This is a genomic window from Legionella rowbothamii, from assembly GCF_900639985.1.
Lineage (GTDB): Bacteria > Pseudomonadota > Gammaproteobacteria > Legionellales > Legionellaceae > Legionella > Legionella rowbothamii.
On sequence record NZ_CAAAIM010000003.1, the window covers coordinates 232,166 to 248,835 of the forward strand.

Sequence of the window (16,670 nt, forward strand, 5' to 3'; positions counted from 1 at the left end):
GAATTATCTCAAAGAGAAACTAGGTTGGGCCATGGGCCCAACGTACAATATTATAAATGTGTTAACTGAAAATTAGTACAGCTCTGTGGGGGCATTATCGAGGGCATTTTGAATAAAATCTAATTTTAGAAGCATATCTTTTATCTCAGGTATGCTAAGTTGCTGAGTGTTATGTGACGTATAGTCTTCAAAATCAGAAATATGCTCCTCACCTTCCACAAAGTATTTATTATAATTTAAGTCCCTGTTATCCGCTTGAATACGATAATATCTTCCCATATCTTCTGCTTTAGCCATTTCTTCCCGAGAAATTAAAGATTCATACAGTTTCTCTCCGTGACGAGTTCCAATAACTTTAACTTCACTATCACTTTTAAAGAGTTCAATTAATGCTTGTGTTAAGTCAGCAATGGTTGAGGCAGGAGCCTTTTGAACAAAAATATCCCCTTGATTTGCATGATCAAAAGCATGTAATACCAAATCAACAGAATCCTCTAACGACATTAAAAAACGAGTCATTTTAGGATCGGTTATAGTTAATGCTTTTTTTGCTTTTATTTGGTCTACAAAAAGAGGAATAACCGAACCCCTTGAAGCCATAACATTTCCATAACGGGTAGCACAAATAATGGGGCCATTATTTGTAACAACGCGTGATTTAGCGACAACAATTTTTTCCGCCATCGCTTTGGAAATACCCATAGCATTAATTGGGTAAACCGCTTTGTCTGTACTGAGTACCACTATTTTTTGTACTGCTGCGGCAATTCCTGCAGACAAAACATTATCTGTTCCCAGAACGTTAGTACGCACGGCCTCCATAGGATAAAACTCACAGGATGGTACTTGCTTTAACGCGGCAGCATGAAAAACATAATCAACACCAGTCATCGCCTCAGCGATTGCTGAATAATCACGCACATCGCCAATATAAAACTTCACTTTGTCATTTTTTAGCTCATTACGCATATCTTCTTGCTTTTTTTCATCGCGGCTAAAAATGCGTATCTCGCGGATATTCGATTTTAAAAAACGTTTTAAAACCGCATGCCCGAAAGAGCCGGTTCCACCAGTAATCAGAAGGGTCTTATCATTGAACATTCTAAATTAACTCCATATCAAATTCTTTGATTCATACATTAAAGTAATCAATTCGGGCCAAACCGGAGCAACATAACCGGTTGCCTGTTTAAATCGTTCTCCATTTAGAGAACGATCAATCTTAACTTCTTCATCTACGACAATATTTATCTCTTTCTTGTAGATCTCAGCAATTAATGAAAGCAAATCATATTTATTAATAGGATTTGCAACAACATGATAAAGACCACACAATTCAGGCTTAGGAATAACATAATCACGCATCACTCGTGCCAATTCAAACGTAGGTAGTCCTGAGAAAATGGCGTTTACATATCCTTTTGTTGTATTGCGCTGGGAAAGAAACCATTCAACCAATGCAGTTTTACTATTGAGCTCATGACCGATTATTGAGGTACGGATGGTAATAGCATGAGAAAACTCGGTGAGTTCCCCAATAAATTTTGATTTACCATATAAGTCTTCAGCATCCGATTTATCGTTTTCAGTATAAAAACCTTTGTCCCCTGAAAAAACACAATCTGTGCTCACGTGAATCAAGCGAGCCCCAGATAGGCCGCACAAGCGAGCGAGCCGGTGCGGAAACATGGCATTGATGGGTAATGCAGATAAAGGGTCCTTAGCATTTGATAACTGCTTAATCAATCCAATACAATTGATAACAACATCAGGTCGAACTTGTTCAAACACTTTACACAAAACATCGAAATCAAGTACATCAATATTAGAGATTAAATTAGCGTGGCAAGAACTTGGGAAATACTTAAGATTTTCCCTGTTTCTTAAAGTGCCCCAAACTGTAAAATTACTTTGTTGCTGGTTAAAAGTATGAAACACTGCACTTCCCAGCATACCTGTTACACCTAAAACCAGAATCTTCAACTTAGTTTACCTCTACATTAATTTTGTTATTAAGAATTTCAATGAGCCGGTGGCTTTGTTTGGTCATTTCAAAATGTTCAAGAAAGTAAGCTCTCCCTGCCGTCCCTAATTTTTCACGCTCTGCAGGTGGCATATAATATAATTTTTCTATGTTCTTAGCTAGCGAAGAGGCATCCTCTGCAGAAGATACCAACCCTGCGCGTGCATTTTCGATGACGCGTGCTCCCTCACCGTTTAATGCCGCTAAAATAGGGCGGCCAGCAGCTAAATAAGCTTGGACTTTACTGGGAATTGTATAAGAAAAGATTTCATCTTTTTTTAGAGTCACCAAGAGAGCTGTTGCTCGAGAATAAATAACTGGCATAAGAGATGCTTGAAAGCGGCCTGGAAGAGATATATTTTTAATCTCTCGTTGTCGTATTTGTTGATGTAACCAATCATTCATGCTCCCACTGCCAATCAAAATAATTTTACATTGAGGTAAATGTGCTATTTTCTCTGCGGCATTAAGTAGGGTTTCTAATGCCTGAGCGGTGCCTAAATTACCTGCAAAAACAAAGCATTTGTTGGATTCTAAGTCTGATAGTAAATCAGCAGGTATATCTTTATCAGACACAGATACTGTTTCTGAGGGCTCTAAAAATAAATTAGGATAATAGAGAACTTTTTCCAATGAGGTGTATTTCTCCATCACTGCTGGGAATTTTTGTGATTGAACTAATAACGTATCGGAAGCTGCATAAATTTTTTTTACAAGATATCCGATCAACCTCAATAAATGCTTATTTTGAATAAATCCTGTTGCTTGTACACTTTCAGGCCAAAGATCTTGTACCCACACTGCAAGATGTGCTCGTAAACGCCATTTTAAATAAATGGCAGGAATCACAGAGGTGATGGGAGAGGGTACAAATACAAAAATAGCATCAAATTTCTTTTTCCTTACAAAGCGAGGAAAATAAAAAAGGCCACTCACTATAAAAGAAAGATAATTTAATAATAGTTTCTTGCCTCCTTTACCGCGGGGTAAAAGTGGGGCACGGTGAACTGGAATTCCGGAAAATAATTCTGTGCTGCAGCCCGCAGCGGAGTATCCCTCAAAAATAGTACCTTCAGGATAATTAGGTTTACCAGTAACAACCTCTATTTCATGCCCTTGAGCTGCAAGACATTGCACTAAATCATTAATAATGAATGTTTCTGGCCAAAAATATTGTGAGACAACTAAAATTTTCACTTATTTCTTTGATGTGGTTAAATTTTTGTCATCTAAACACTTCCGTATTCTCTGATGAAAAAAACTTGTTCATTTGCGATGATGGTAAAGGATTTTGCTGTCGATCACAACTTAAAACATTCGGCTGTTCATTTTATGTGCACTCGAGTGCTTAGTCGATTTGAAATTAGATGGTTAGAAATAGAAATTTTTCAATTAACTGTTTAGTCGTATAAATTGTTTATTTCTTGATTTTCAAATATCACTAGTTGTTATAAACTCATGGCAATACTCATTGGGCATAATGAATGATCCATTAAATTAAGCCCTCATAAGTTTGAAGGTTAACTTTTAATGTTAAAGGCAAATCGTTTCGTTGTGCTTGATAGCTTCAGAGGTTTATGCGCCTTGTCTGTAGTGCTTTTTCATTTACACGTTCCCTATAGCGCCACGGAGTTTAATTTCTTTAGAAACTCCCATTTATTTGTCGAGTTTTTCTTCGTTTTAAGTGGATTTGTTTTATTTCATACCTATAGAAACACTCTCGCCAATTACCATGATTTTAATCCATTTATTTTCAAACGAATCTTTCGTCTTTACCCCCTGCACTTTTTTATGCTGGCCATCTTTATTCTCTTTGAATGTGGTAAGTGGTTCGCAGAAATGAAAGGACTTAATTTTAATGGTAGTGCTTTTTCTGGTAGAAATGCATTAAAAGAAATTGTTCCCAATCTTTTATTGTTACAATCGTGGTTTAATTCCGCTGACCCATTATCATTTAATGGCCCTTCATGGAGCATTAGTGCGGAGCTGTACGTTTATATGTTTTTTGCGGCGATATTAATTTTGAATCGTAAGTTGAGTTTATATCTTTTCGCCATTATTTCTGGATGTGCATTTTTTTCATTAGCCATGGGTTTGGATGTTCTTAATCACAACATCCTGCGAGTTTTTTCTTGCTTTTTTGCAGGCATACTGGCTTATTCTATTTACCAAAAAACATTAACTGTTTCTTTGTCAAAACAGGTCATGACAGTACTTGAAGGTTTAAGTCTATTCATGATTTTCATGATTTTAAATTGGAACATAAAACATCAAGGTGTAATTGCCAGTATTTGGTTTTGCATTGTCATTATAATTTTTTCTAAGGAGGGTGGTTTTTTCTCCTCCTTATTAAAACGCGCGTTTTTTATAAGATTAGGAAAACTATCTTATTCAATTTATATGATTCATTTCGCAATGATCTTTCTGGTTATAAGCTTCGCGATAGTTTTTTCAAAATTAAGTCATTATGATTTCGCTCCTATGTTGAACGAACCACAGACTGGCGAACTTATTCGATACATTACAACTCATTCAGTATGGGGAAATAATGCGTTGGTGCTCGCTATTTTAATTATGATTATTACCCTGGCGCATTTTTCCTGGAAATATATTGAAAGGCCAGGAATGGCGTGGGGAGAGCGATTTTTGCTTAGATATAAAAAGGATATGGCGCCTAACAACTCAGCAATTGATCCATCTATTTAAGGGGGCGTAACAGGGGTTAACCTCATCTGCTGATGAGGAAACACCAGGGGGCTTGAATGCAGGATAATCCTTAGGTATCACACTTATGCCTCATTCAGGAGATCATTGACGATGTTGGGGATGACGCGTCCCTATTACGTTGGCATCATTACCTGAACGCACCCGAAAATTATTGTTCATGTAATAATGCAAAAAAGTCATTCCAGTTGGTCTCATAATTTGGGGTATAAGGCTCGATACTCGTATAAGAAAAAGACTTTTCTATGGCATTCATCCATTCTTCCGGTGCGTTTCGTGGAGCAAAAAGAGCACCCGGATAGCTGGAAATCACCTCTCTTGCATAGTCCGCATCAAGAGCCACTAACGGCTTTCCAAACATAGCCGCTTCTACCAAGGGTAAGCCAAAGCTCTCAATATAACTAGGGAAAACTACCGTAGTACATGATTTATAATACATGAGCACTTGCTCGTAGCTTAATGGGCCTAAAAAGTGGACATTGTTTTGTAAGCCTAATTTCCCAACTAGCTCATATAAATTTCTATTTTCCTGTGGATTAATAGTTAAATATAAGCCGATTAACCGCGACGCATCTTTTTTCTTGAGCTCATGTAATGCATAAATGAGTTCTTCATGATTTTTAAAATGGGCGCTAGTCGCGGGATAAAACAAAGTATATGGATATGGAAGCTCTTGTGTTGCAATATGGTTAATATCTCTTCTCAGGATGTCAGGCTTTATCACATAGACATTTTCATTCTTTTGTTTGAAGTAAGTACAGAGCGCTTTTTTCATCCATTGAGTTTGCACAACAAACTTTGTTTTTTTGTCAACATGTAAAAAAATAAATAAAGGATAAACGTATTTATAGAACGCCAGACGTCGTTCGCCACGCTTAAAAAAAGACCATTTTTGCGTATGTAAAGATAAACCTTGGTGCAAGTAAATAACTTTAGGTATGGTTTTAGAACATGCAATAGAAGTATTTTGTAAAGAGACTAAAGCTTTAGCTTTTATGTTGTGTTTTTTCAACCACAGTTTTAATCCCCAGCTATCCCAAAAAATCCTCTTTGCAATGGAACTGACTTCTTTCTTAATAAAATAAACATTCTTTTTTTCTATAGTGACATTTAAAGAAGGGTGAATAAAAATATAATAAATCTCTTCCTCTCGGACATGGCTTAGAAACTGATGCAGAATTGATAAAGCACCGCCAGAATTAAGAGCGGTAGCATTCACTACCGTGGCTTCTTTAAATGGGTCATTTCTTTTCATAAGTCATGCTTAAGATAGTTATCATATCGGATAAGATGATGATTTTTTTATAGAATATTTCATAATCCAATCATAACAAGGACTAATTAAACATAAGGATAAAGAAACAAAAAGACATTCAAGTAAATTAATAAATCCTAAATAAGGAATGTTTAAACCTGCAACACACCAGTAGCCTAATATCAAGCCTTGTTGTGATAACAAGAATTTATTTCTCATCATTAAAAAAACCATTCGCTCGATATAGCATAATAAAAAGCAAATACCAAACATCCCCAAAAAGACCAAGGCATGGGAATTAGAATAATTTAATATGGCGACCAGTCCAGGCAATGATGAAAACATAGTTTCCTTAGTATTTCGATATTTATTGAGTTTTAAAACTTTATGCGTATAAATACCTACATCACCTGCGGATGGTTTTTTTACGAGGCTCTCTTTAAAAAAGCTCCAACCTGTTTGGGGGAACGCTGTAGTGGCCATCACCGCCTCTAATCCTACCCATCTTCCGACAAAAAGTTTAGACAACTGGGTAAATTTTTCTTCATTTCCCGATGAGTTCTGTTGAGACTTGTTTGCCAACGATTGTTTACCAGAGTGCTCTTCTAAAGCGAGATTAGAGAACTGGTTTATTCGGATAACATTCACGAGAACAATAGATAAGGCGATAAACGCTAAATAAATAATAATCACATTTTTATTTTGCCATAAAGCGAACTTTTTAAAAGAAAAGTTAAAATTGGAAAAGAGGATCAACAAATAGGGAAGTGTCCAAAAAAGATAAATCGCTCGGCTTAAGATAGATAAAGAGGTAATAAATGCCATGAAACAAATATAGTAACCCCGTTGCTTTTTCTTCTTTGGGTCTCGCTCCCATCCTAGAAATGTGGCCATAGACAAAGGGATAGCAATAACCATTAGCCAAATTAGCGCTGCATTTAGATGAAAAGGTAATATTATCTGAGGGCGCAACCCTGTAGTTGAAATATGATAAAAGATATTGATTGCATTTGCTGTTATTCCAACGAAAAGAAGAACATACCAAGCGAAATCGCTATGTTTAATATACCATTGAGGCACGTCCAATTGACTATGTTGTCGCCCCACTCTTTTTGTGCAGAGAGAAAATAAAAGGTTAGCGACTAAAATTCCACCTGCGGCTAGACTTGATATCAGCAAAACTTGATCCCACGCTTCAGGGCTAACAAATTTATGTGTCCAATACCCTGTAGGTTCAACGAAATAGGCCCCCAGAATAAGATGAGCCATTAACTTCGTCCAAAATCCTAAAAACAACATGATCTGGGCATAAAAAATAACGTAACTTTGTGAAAAACAAAATGCGCTGAGCAGCACAGCTAACCACGTGGTATCAAAAATAAAGTAATAAAAAGAAGAGCCCTGATAAGAACTCAAGCCTACTAGTGATAAAATAAATAAAAATAAAACTAAAGCAATCCCAAACTTAAGATTTAGTATTTTTATTTCCATTTATTGCCTCTGGTAAATTTTTATGTAAATCTTTTTCGTAAAGAAATTTAATATAGTCCGATAAATGTTTTTTTTAAAAATCTGGCTCGGATCAAGCTTAATCGTGGTCGCTAAGTACTGCAATGCTGTTTTATAACGCCCTGACTCTAAATGAGTTCGGGCAGAAAATAAATAGGAGCGACTTAATATCTTACCTTTTAAATTAAGTAACTTCGGATCGGTACTGGCCATAAGTTCTTTTTTCATTATGGTTATAAACTCGTCAGCGGTTTCAATACTTACTTTATTGGCTGATATAGCTTGAGAGTGTACCCGTGAATGTCCCAATACTTGGGGGATGTATTTAAATTTACCCAATTTTGCTAAATCTAGCTGGTATGCATAATCAGCCATTAAACGATATTTGCTGTCCCAGCCCCCGATTTTATCGAATGCAGTTTTTAAAAAAAATGCTCCCACCCCAATTCTGCATTTTGCATGAAAAACAAAATCATAATATTCATATTCGGGTGCCGTATATTTACGAATAAACTCAGATTGACTGTTAATAACCAAATTATCAGGATAAGTTAATATTACATCGGCGTCTTCTTGAAACGCTTTTACAGAAACGCTCACTGCGTCTTTTGTTAAAATATCATCCGCGCTTAAATATCCAATTATATCCCCTCGACTTAGAGTCCATCCTTTATTAAGCGTCGCGGCTTGTCCCATATTGGGATGTGAGTCGTAATAAAACTTCCCTTTATATTTTTGTAAAAAGTCGTGGGTATTATCCGTTGATCCATCGTTTAAAACAATTAATTCAATATTTGGATAATCTTGAGACAAGACACTTTCTATTGCCTCCTCCAAATAGGGCATACTATTGTATGCAGGGATCACAATAGATACTAGGGGGTGTAAGTCATTTGACATCATCTTCCTTTTATATATCTTTATGCAGAATATGAAACATTTAGGCTGTATGCCCTCATAATCTGTCGAATAATACAGGTGATCTATTTTGTAAACAATTCATAGATAAAAAAATTAACTAAAGGCTTAAATCTGATGCATACCGCTGGCATGCAAGAAAATAGCGTAAATGATTTACTGGCCAATCGCATTCAAAATGTCTTCGATTAAATACCTTAGCTGACATATAAGAAGTATATTGATCGGAGCTGAAGTTATATTGGAATAATCTCTGGATCATCAACATGGCCTCATCAGAAATATCAGAATACTTACCATAGGGCCAAGCAAAAAAAGCACACTCACTTTGCAACATATCTTCTATTTTTTTCTTACAGTCCTTAATTTGTTGTTCCAAGAACTCTGAGTTATTGCTTACTAAGCGCTCATGATCTAATCCATGAGCCCCAATAACAAAGCCACGATTATGGAGTTCTTGTACCATCGCCTCATTCATTGGCTTTCTAAAGGAAAGATGGGGTGCCTTTTCCTGAAGAAATTTACAAATATATTCGTCATCACCATAAGTAAAATTAGGGTTAATAAAAAAAGCCGCATTGACATTGTACTTTTCCAATGTAGGGGCTATTTCATGATAACAGTCATCAAAACCATCATCGAACGTAAATGCTACAGCAGGGCGGCTTAATGGAGTTTTTTCTATGATCAGCTTGCATGCTTGTTCTATATTTAAAAAATCAACATGAGCCGATAGGCGTTGCAATAATTGACTAAATCTATTTTTACCCTGTTCTCTCTTATCGCCAATAATATGGCCATTTAAAATATGAACACAAGGGGAAATCTTTTTGAAGTTTCCCATGAGAGATAGATAGCTGTGTCGAAGAAGTGGTCTAAAAGGTATCATAATCTAAATATGTAAAGTTAAGCTTCCCTAAATCAAAATCCATACCGAGATTAAGATAACAATAAGCAAGGCTTTTTTTAGAGAACGCGAGCTTTCCTAAGTTAATGTTCGCTAAGTTATTTGGTGAACAATAAGTTCTGATCCGCATAACACCCATTAAAGCACAAATTAATTTTAACCTACGCAATGCCTTATTTATACCAGAAAACTCTCCATAATTATACAATGCACCTATTCCAATATTATTATTTTCCACCTTCAAAACCATGTAAACATCTTGATGCTGGAGAAGAATACAATTATAACCAAGTTTATAGTCAAAGAAGTCTTGATCATGCATCACTCCCTCTTTCTGCTTTTGAGCAGAAAGAAGTTTTTCGGGCAAAGTTTCATGAAAAATAAAAAACTTTTTTAATAAGTTCAATAGCGTTTTACTATGCCAAGTTGATAAATTAGGTTTTTTCATCAAAAACTGCGCATAGGGCAGCGTAGGCACTAATAAATTGAGAGATAACATGTCATATGCATGCGTCCACCCCAGTTTTCTAACTAAGCCAGGATAAGAGAACTGATTGGGGAAACCATATACGAATTGGACACCTAAACTTTTTCCTAGCTCATAAGTCTGCTTGGCTAGTTCAACAAATAATCCCTTGTTCCGATGCGCTGGATGGGTCATGGTGTCACCCGACTGTGCAGCCATAATAATCGTTTCATTGAGTTTCACGCGAAGCGGAAAAATGCCGTAATACGCAGCAACTTCATTGGTTTTATTATGATACGCGATGTAGCCAATATAAGAAGCACCAAAGCAGTCAGTAGTATATTTCTTTTTAAGCTGTTCAACGTTTACATCAGTATCATAAATTACCTTTACCAAATATACTAAATCTGCAAAATTTGATTCGTTGAGTCTACAGTACCGATAATCGTTCATATAATAGTTCTAATGTAAAAATAAAAATAAGAATGCTCAATGTATGTTCGAGCTCATACCATGCCATTATTGCAAGTGTTGCGTAGAGTACACTGGGGTTTTAAGGTTGTCTAGTAAGGTTTCCATTACTAATCCTCTATTTTTACCATCAAAATCGCACCTAATTACAGTCTCGGCATCCACTGGCAATTGGCAAGAATTTGTACAGAATGTAGTCCGGCCCCTTAAGAGGAAGACAATGTTTCCGCTTTCTCGCAATACTCTGGCACTAGCTGTACCAATAATTTGCGTAACTCACGTTCATTCATCGTGTGACATGCTTGCTCAATTGCATCGAAAGTATGGATTAATTGCTGCCAATCCATAACGCGATGTTTTGCTTGCAGAATTTTTTCATGCATGGTTGGGCGTAATTGTTCCGTTTCATGAAAAAGCTCTTCATAAAGTTTTTCGCCGGGGCGCAGGCCAGTATATTTGATTTGAATATCTCGATGTGGTTCTTTGCCCGCAAGTCTTATAATTTGCTCTGCCAGATAGTTAATTTTAACGGGCTCCCCCATATCCAGTACAAATACTTCCCCGCCATGACCGTTAACCATCGCTTGCAAAATGAGCTGACAAGCTTCCGGAATCGTCATGAAATAACGCGTAATATCAGGATGGGTAACCGTTAATGGCCCACCTTCTTTTAACTGCTTTTTGAACAGTGGTACTACGCTTCCAGCGGAGCCCAGTACATTCCCAAAGCGCACGGTAATAAATTGAGTTGTAAAATGACCATTCAGATTTTGACAATAAATTTCTGCTACGCGCTTGGTTGTGCCCATTATATTAGTCGGATTAACCGCTTTATCAGTAGAAATCAGAATAAATTTATTCACATTAAAATCCACACTGGCTTCTGCAATGGCTTGTGTGCCTAGCACGTTATTCATCACCGCGATTCGTATTTGCTCTTCCAGCATGGGAACATGTTTATATGCTGCTGCATGAAATACAATTTGTGGTTTAAATTTTTCAAAAAGTTGATTAATTGCGTGTTTGTCAAGAACCGAAGTAAGACTGATATGCAAGGGGAGATTTTTAAAGTTATGACGTAACTCATGTTCAATTTGATAGAGATTGAACTCGGAGTTATCAATAATGATTAATTTCTCTGGATTAAGTTTCGCAATTTGCCGGCATAACTCGGAGCCAATGGAGCCCCCGCCGCCGGTTACTACTACTCTTTTTCCATAAACAGTCGTAGAAATTTCACCCCATGCCAACTCAATTTGCTCACGCCCTAATAAGTCTTCCAATTTAATCTGTTCCAGCGCCGTAGGGCTTGAGCCTTCAAGGATTTTCATTAGTGACGGTAATATTTTTACCGGGTAAGCGGTTGCGCTACATTTTTTATAAATATCTTGTAAATGTTCCTTGGGTAACGACGGAATCGCGATTAATAGTTCATCTGCTGGATAGCTCTGTATAAACTTGGGTGATAATAATAAATCAGTGGAACCGATAATGGGGTAGTTTTGCATTAAGGTTCCATGTAAGAAGGGATTATCATCCAGTATGGCGACAATTTTGTAGGGCTTAAATCGGGTATCATTTTCTCGCAAGAATAAATTCGTACCAGCTCCTGCACCAATTATAATCAAACCTGTTCCTGCTGCCCGTGTTTTGGGGGAGGATTGTAAATATTGGCGATAAAAATAACGACTCGAGAGGATAAGAATTAAGGTTAATTCTGGATAGAAAATAATTTCTGAGCGGGAAATGAGCGCCAGCCTATTAAAGAGGAATTCCAGAAAAAAGAATAAAATCGAGCCAGACAATACGGTATAAATGTTTCTTTTTACATCTTTAGTGGATGCATTTTTCCAAATCACTGCATAAGCACGAAAATATTTAATTGAAATAGCAAAAGCTACGGTAATACTTAGCCACTGGGTCAGCGAAAATGTATCAAGCTGTCCTGAAATCAATGAATGAACAATAAACCAACTAAATAGTGCCATGGCTAAATCATGTCCCATGACGAACCAGGCCCTTGAATTCCTAATCAAACTTTTCTTCATCTATGTCTCTCTTGACGCCTGAACTTCCACTAAGGGCTATTGCTATATGAATAGCCCTAACATCGCTTAATTTTGCGAGGTACTTTATCATATTCTTAATAGTTCTTGCGATTTTTTTAGAGTGGATTGTCTGCATTCGTGAGACGAAATCTGGGGTTTCATAGCGTAAGAGGATTTGTTGTAAAGGCTAAGACATTGATTTTAATTTAATTACATATAAGTTTGTACTTAGCCTATATCGCACTACCGCGGCTTGACCGCGGTATCCATGAGTAAGTAATATTTAACCAGCCAATGTTACTCGTTGCGGTAACTCCTCAATAAAGGCTTGAGTAGCCGTTTTCTCACCCTTATGTGCAAATAATCGATGTGCATTATATGTCGAATTGGTTTTCGCCGAAGTAAGTATCTCGCCGAGCTCGTTAACATCAGCACGACGTATTTGCTGTTGCAAAGCTCTCAGCTCTATTTTTTTCTTCTCAGCAGTTTCTGCTCCAAACCATACGCCATTTAAATGCTTTTGTATGTGTTTTTCAATCAAGGCAACCGTATGTTCTGCTTGCCAATTTTCAGATAAAGCGAGATTAAATTTAGGCCGCGAAATTTCTGCTACAGGTTCAACTGGCTGAGGCTCTACCTTGCTTACAGGAACTAACCAAGTAGCCATAGAATCCCATCCTGAGGCTAAAAGATCTAAAGGAGTTGCCAGTGCAAACAATATTTTTGCAGGAATGTCGAGATCATGACTGTGTCCACCATGTTTACCAAGTCGTTTTTTTAGCATTTTTCGCGTAAAGGTATTAATGTCTTCGGCGTCTTGTGATTCCGTGTTCTTTCCTGCGTGCCCATGCCCAATGAAATAGTGGGCATCTTCAAAGCCTTCGCTAATAAAGGCAATTAATGCAGCCCAAATTTGTGGAAGTCCCGGCATCCGATCGGCGGTTAATGCAATACTGACCAAATGTCCGAGGAACAACATGATGCGCAATGGGGTAATGGTCAACGCTTTGATAATACTGAATGGATTAAATACCTGGAGCCAGTTTTTATTTTTCCATAGGCCATTCCATGTGTCTTTTATTGAATCATAGAGACTAGTTGCTGAATCTGCTTTTTCTGTATAAATGGATTTATCTAACTCTTCAATTGACTCGGCAGTATTTTGAATATTAAAACCTAGTGCCGAAAGCCCAGTGATCAATGGGTTTAACCCCCCCATGACAAATTTGGGCATTTTACCCATCCAGTCGAATAATGGGCGTGCATTCGTTGCTATAGTCCACCAGGTTCCTGCCGTACAAACCGTAAGGGCAATTGCTAACCCCACTAACAGGGCCGACATTGAAATCATAAACAGGTTACGCAAAGAAAAGCGTTCTTCCTTAAAATGAGTGTGAACTCTCGTAAACCATTTTGTTATCGTGTCATTATTAATAAGATCCGTAATGGTATTATAGGTCAGCAAACCATAAGCTGCTCCCGCAATCACTGCCATGGGAACAATCATAAACGGCCAGTAGGCAAAGGGAATAACGGCAATCCAGGGAATGGCGCTAAAAGCTTCCATGATAAGATAGGTACTTCCTAATCCCATAAACAGGGCAGAAAGCGAGCTAAATGCAGCAACGATTTGGAAGTTTCGACGTTGCTTGTGAAAATCTGCTTGCCAAGCTGCTTGATTATTTTGGCTTAACCAAATTCGTAATGGATTCGTATCACCAGTAATAGGTATGTTTTCTGCGTCGGAAAATAATTGTAAGGCAAATTGTTGCTCCATCTCTTTGAGTAATTTTTTAATCTGCTTTTTCTGTGTTTTATTGGTAGCCTTTTTTAGTTTTAACTGTAAAGCAGCATAATTTACAAAAAATGATGGGCAATTTGGATGGTTGATATCTTTAGGGAAGTTCTCGAGGAGAAGTTCCGTCGCGAATTGATTTTGTAAGTAATTGTATTTAAATAGTTTGCTCAGGGCTCCCTTGATATTTTGTAAATAAATTTCTGCCTCATAGGCTACGGAGAGCACGAATGTTGCGATCGCAAAAGGTAAAACCGGAACAAGTGCGAACATTCCGCTAAAACTTAACAGACCAAGAATTAAACTCGCGCCCGTGGTGAGCAGGATAAGAGCAAGATTATAGGGGATTTTTTTTGTGTTCATTGTTAACCATTTAACCTGTTGGCGATCGTGGATAAGACTTTATCGCAAATGAGAATGATTATCAATAGCGCAAAGATTAAAAAAAGGGCATAGTAGTGTGTAATTGCTCGAAGAACCAGGCTACGTAAAGGTTTTTGTGTGTGTAGTTGTAGATTCAATAGATGAATTTAGGTAAAGTGAAATGGCATGATTTACCTCATGTAGTTTCTTTTGTTTTTGAAACTCAACATTAATTAGGAGAGGATATGCGTTTTAATCAATGGATGGGCTTTATTGTTGCTGGTTCAATGTTGGCAGGCACCCAAATTTCTGCTGCTAGTGTTCCTGTACATGAGCAATTGCAAGTTTCTCAATGTCTTGCTGCAAAAATAACTACTGCATATGATGTTTTGGCAGAAAACAAACAATTTCGAATTATCGATGTTCCCAGTGCTGATGTTGAGTCACTCAGCCATTTGGCCGATAAGGAACATTGTGGTCGTTTTGTGAATGTGAGTCAGCGCATAGCAGGTAATTCATTGGCTGCAAAACAGCTGGCCGCTAAAAGCGTTTTAGAAAAGAATGCGTTGCATGCACCCATAAAAGAGAAAACCACGTATGAAATTAAGCATCAAGATGAAGTAAACGCTGCTTTGCAAAATGTGGAGGCAGATAATATTTGGCAAACTTTGACTCATTTAACGTCATACCATAATCGTTCTGCGACCAAAGATACTGGTGTTGATGCGGCGAAATGGTTAAAAGCTAAATTTGAAGCAATGGCAACTGAATACGGGCGTACCGATGTAGCAACCTATTTTGTTTCTACAGGATACTATAAACAACCTTCTTTAGTGACCGTTATTGGTAAAAACATTAAGGCCCCAGGTATTGTTATTGGCGCTCATATGGATACTTTAGATGGCCGTATGCCAGGTGCTGGTGATGATGGCAGTGGTTCTTCAAGTATCATGGAGATGGCTCGCGTTCTGCTATCATCTAACACTACTTTTAAACGTCCTATTTATATCATTTGGTACGCTGCTGAAGAGCGTGGTTTGGTTGGTTCTCAGCATGTGGTTGAGCATTTCCAAGAGCATGCGATTCCAGTTAAAGCGGCGATTCAATTTGATATGACTGGTTATCGTGTTGATCCTAAGGACCCGACCATGTGGGTATTTACTGATTACACCGATAAAGGTTTAAGCAACTTTGTGGCGAAGTTAATTGATACTTACGTGAAGGTCCCCGTTGATTATTCACGCTGTGGCTATGGTTGTAGTGATCATGCATCGTGGACTGAAATCGGTGTTCCTTCAGCATTCCCATGTGAATCAAACTTCGATGATCACAACCCGTATATTCATAGCTCTTCAGATACTATGGCACTTTTGAGCCTCGAACATATGACCAATTTCAGTAAATTAGCGGTAGCTTTTGCTATTGAATTAGCATCTGAGTAATTTCCTTCTCGCCTCTTTGGTTAAGCCAAAGAGGCATCTTAATTGAAACTCTGAGTTTCTATCTTTTCTTCGTTTTTTTAATAAGCTTTGGAGTAGATAATGAGCAAGTTAGCAATTAAGGCGGGATTATTTTTAGCCATGCTTTTCAGTGTTGGGGGAAGTACTAATTTATTCGCTGCGACTCTTCGGTTGACTCCGCCTTGGGAATTGTTACAAAGCCAATTGAGTGCCGCTTTAGAGGCCGATCCTTGCGTGCACGTAAAGCCTTTAACCGGCGAAGGACGGGATATGGAAATTAGCGTGACGGTTTGCGATGAGAAGAAAGCATTAGCACTTGCCGCTTTTCTGAATAAGCGCCATGAGTTTGGGGATTACTTGGCTGTCACGGTAAATGTTTATGCACCGAATTTGCTACCTGTAAATGCAACCCTTCCAGAGGATCTTGGGGCTACTGCAAAACTGTTAGGACGGGCTTTGGTGGGGAATAAATATTTTATAAAAACAGGAGTGGGGACTGGTCCAATGGCTCAACTGGTAGCGTATGCTATTTTTCAGCCTGTTGTCATTCAGTATTATTCTGATGATATGAGTGATTGGTATTCCAACACGAATGAGGTCGCGGCAAAAGTCTTTAGCGAGCTGTTTAATTTGCATCCCTTTGACGACACGGCAGTACAAATATTTTCTACGACTGCGCCTATAGTTGAGGAATAAAATGTTATTTTAAATTGTCGATTGGACCCATGGCC

13 protein-coding genes are annotated in these 16,670 nt (G+C 37.7%); 3 read left to right on the top strand and 10 right to left on the bottom strand.

Annotation, left to right across the window (positions count from 1 at the left end; all coding sequences use genetic code 11):
• Positions 1–72: 72 nt before the first annotated feature.
• The 3 genes from E1P08_RS07755 to E1P08_RS07765 are packed head-to-tail and all read right to left on the bottom strand — an operon-like array spanning position 73 to position 3,220.
• A complete protein-coding gene (locus E1P08_RS07755; RefSeq protein ID WP_133136461.1) occupies positions 73–1,101 on the bottom strand; it encodes an SDR family NAD(P)-dependent oxidoreductase in 1,029 nt (342 codons plus the stop codon).
• 6 nt (positions 1,102–1,107) lie between these two features.
• Positions 1,108–1,983: a dTDP-4-dehydrorhamnose reductase family protein gene (locus E1P08_RS07760; RefSeq protein WP_133136462.1), complete on the bottom strand. Its 876-nt coding sequence runs from the start codon at positions 1,981–1,983 to the stop codon at positions 1,108–1,110.
• 1 nt (position 1,984) lies between these two features.
• The gene (locus E1P08_RS07765) at positions 1,985–3,220 is read right to left on the bottom strand and encodes a glycosyltransferase family 4 protein (protein ID WP_133136463.1); all 1,236 of its coding nucleotides are present in this window, start codon (positions 3,218–3,220) and stop codon (positions 1,985–1,987) included.
• Positions 3,221–3,553: 333 nt separating this feature from the next.
• Here E1P08_RS07765 and E1P08_RS07770 point away from each other — a divergent pair, with 333 nt between their 5' ends.
• Positions 3,554–4,729, top strand: coding sequence for an acyltransferase family protein (locus E1P08_RS07770; RefSeq protein WP_133136464.1), 1,176 nt, complete (start codon positions 3,554–3,556; stop codon positions 4,727–4,729).
• Between the two features lie 169 nt (positions 4,730–4,898).
• Here E1P08_RS07770 and E1P08_RS07775 read toward each other — a convergent pair whose 3' ends face one another.
• The 7 genes from E1P08_RS07775 to E1P08_RS07805 all read right to left on the bottom strand — a co-directional run bounded on the left by E1P08_RS07775 (position 4,899) and on the right by E1P08_RS07805 (position 14,479).
• On the bottom strand, positions 4,899–6,002 hold the full coding sequence (locus tag E1P08_RS07775) for a glycosyltransferase (RefSeq protein WP_133136465.1): 1,104 nt from the start codon (positions 6,000–6,002) through the stop codon (positions 4,899–4,901).
• A 21-nt stretch (positions 6,003–6,023) separates the two neighbouring features.
• Positions 6,024–7,493, bottom strand: a complete 1,470-nt coding sequence (locus E1P08_RS07780; RefSeq protein WP_133136466.1) for a hypothetical protein — start codon at positions 7,491–7,493, stop codon at positions 6,024–6,026.
• Positions 7,494–8,414, bottom strand: coding sequence for a glycosyltransferase (locus tag E1P08_RS07785; protein ID WP_242602404.1), 921 nt, complete (start codon positions 8,412–8,414; stop codon positions 7,494–7,496).
• 115 nt (positions 8,415–8,529) lie between these two features.
• Complete coding sequence (locus E1P08_RS07790) at positions 8,530–9,273, bottom strand: polysaccharide deacetylase family protein (RefSeq protein WP_242602405.1); 744 nt, start codon at positions 9,271–9,273, stop codon at positions 8,530–8,532.
• A gap of 31 nt (positions 9,274–9,304) precedes the next feature.
• On the bottom strand, positions 9,305–10,255 hold the full coding sequence (locus E1P08_RS07795; protein ID WP_133136468.1) for a GNAT family N-acetyltransferase: 951 nt from the start codon (positions 10,253–10,255) through the stop codon (positions 9,305–9,307).
• Positions 10,256–10,479: 224 nt separating this feature from the next.
• Positions 10,480–12,321, bottom strand: a complete 1,842-nt coding sequence (locus E1P08_RS07800; RefSeq protein WP_133136469.1) for a polysaccharide biosynthesis protein — start codon at positions 12,319–12,321, stop codon at positions 10,480–10,482.
• A 283-nt stretch (positions 12,322–12,604) separates the two neighbouring features.
• Positions 12,605–14,479: a hypothetical protein gene (locus E1P08_RS07805; protein WP_133136470.1), complete on the bottom strand. Its 1,875-nt coding sequence runs from the start codon at positions 14,477–14,479 to the stop codon at positions 12,605–12,607.
• Between the two features lie 245 nt (positions 14,480–14,724).
• Here E1P08_RS07805 and lapA point away from each other — a divergent pair, with 245 nt between their 5' ends.
• Positions 14,725–15,921, top strand: a complete 1,197-nt coding sequence (lapA, locus tag E1P08_RS07810) for an aminopeptidase LapA (protein WP_133136471.1) — start codon at positions 14,725–14,727, stop codon at positions 15,919–15,921.
• Between the two features lie 99 nt (positions 15,922–16,020).
• Positions 16,021–16,635, top strand: coding sequence for a group-specific protein (locus E1P08_RS07815; RefSeq protein WP_133136472.1), 615 nt, complete (start codon positions 16,021–16,023; stop codon positions 16,633–16,635).
• The last annotated feature ends 35 nt before the right edge of the window (positions 16,636–16,670 follow it).

Coding starts and splice junctions, on each gene's coding strand:
- lapA (WP_133136471.1), top strand. CDS start 14,725: ATGCGTTTTAATCAATGGATGGGCTTTATTGTTGCTGGTTCAATGTTG.
- E1P08_RS07785 (WP_242602404.1), bottom strand. CDS start 8,414: ATGATGTCAAATGACTTACACCCCCTAGTATCTATTGTGATCCCTGCA.
- E1P08_RS07780 (WP_133136466.1), bottom strand. CDS start 7,493: ATGGAAATAAAAATACTAAATCTTAAGTTTGGGATTGCTTTAGTTTTA.
- E1P08_RS07800 (WP_133136469.1), bottom strand. CDS start 12,321: ATGAAGAAAAGTTTGATTAGGAATTCAAGGGCCTGGTTCGTCATGGGA.
- E1P08_RS07795 (WP_133136468.1), bottom strand. CDS start 10,255: ATGAACGATTATCGGTACTGTAGACTCAACGAATCAAATTTTGCAGAT.
- E1P08_RS07755 (WP_133136461.1), bottom strand. CDS start 1,101: ATGTTCAATGATAAGACCCTTCTGATTACTGGTGGAACCGGCTCTTTC.
- E1P08_RS07805 (WP_133136470.1), bottom strand. CDS start 14,479: ATGAACACAAAAAAAATCCCCTATAATCTTGCTCTTATCCTGCTCACC.
- E1P08_RS07790 (WP_242602405.1), bottom strand. CDS start 9,273: ATGGGAAACTTCAAAAAGATTTCCCCTTGTGTTCATATTTTAAATGGC.
- E1P08_RS07815 (WP_133136472.1), top strand. CDS start 16,021: ATGAGCAAGTTAGCAATTAAGGCGGGATTATTTTTAGCCATGCTTTTC.
- E1P08_RS07775 (WP_133136465.1), bottom strand. CDS start 6,002: ATGAAAAGAAATGACCCATTTAAAGAAGCCACGGTAGTGAATGCTACC.
- E1P08_RS07770 (WP_133136464.1), top strand. CDS start 3,554: ATGTTAAAGGCAAATCGTTTCGTTGTGCTTGATAGCTTCAGAGGTTTA.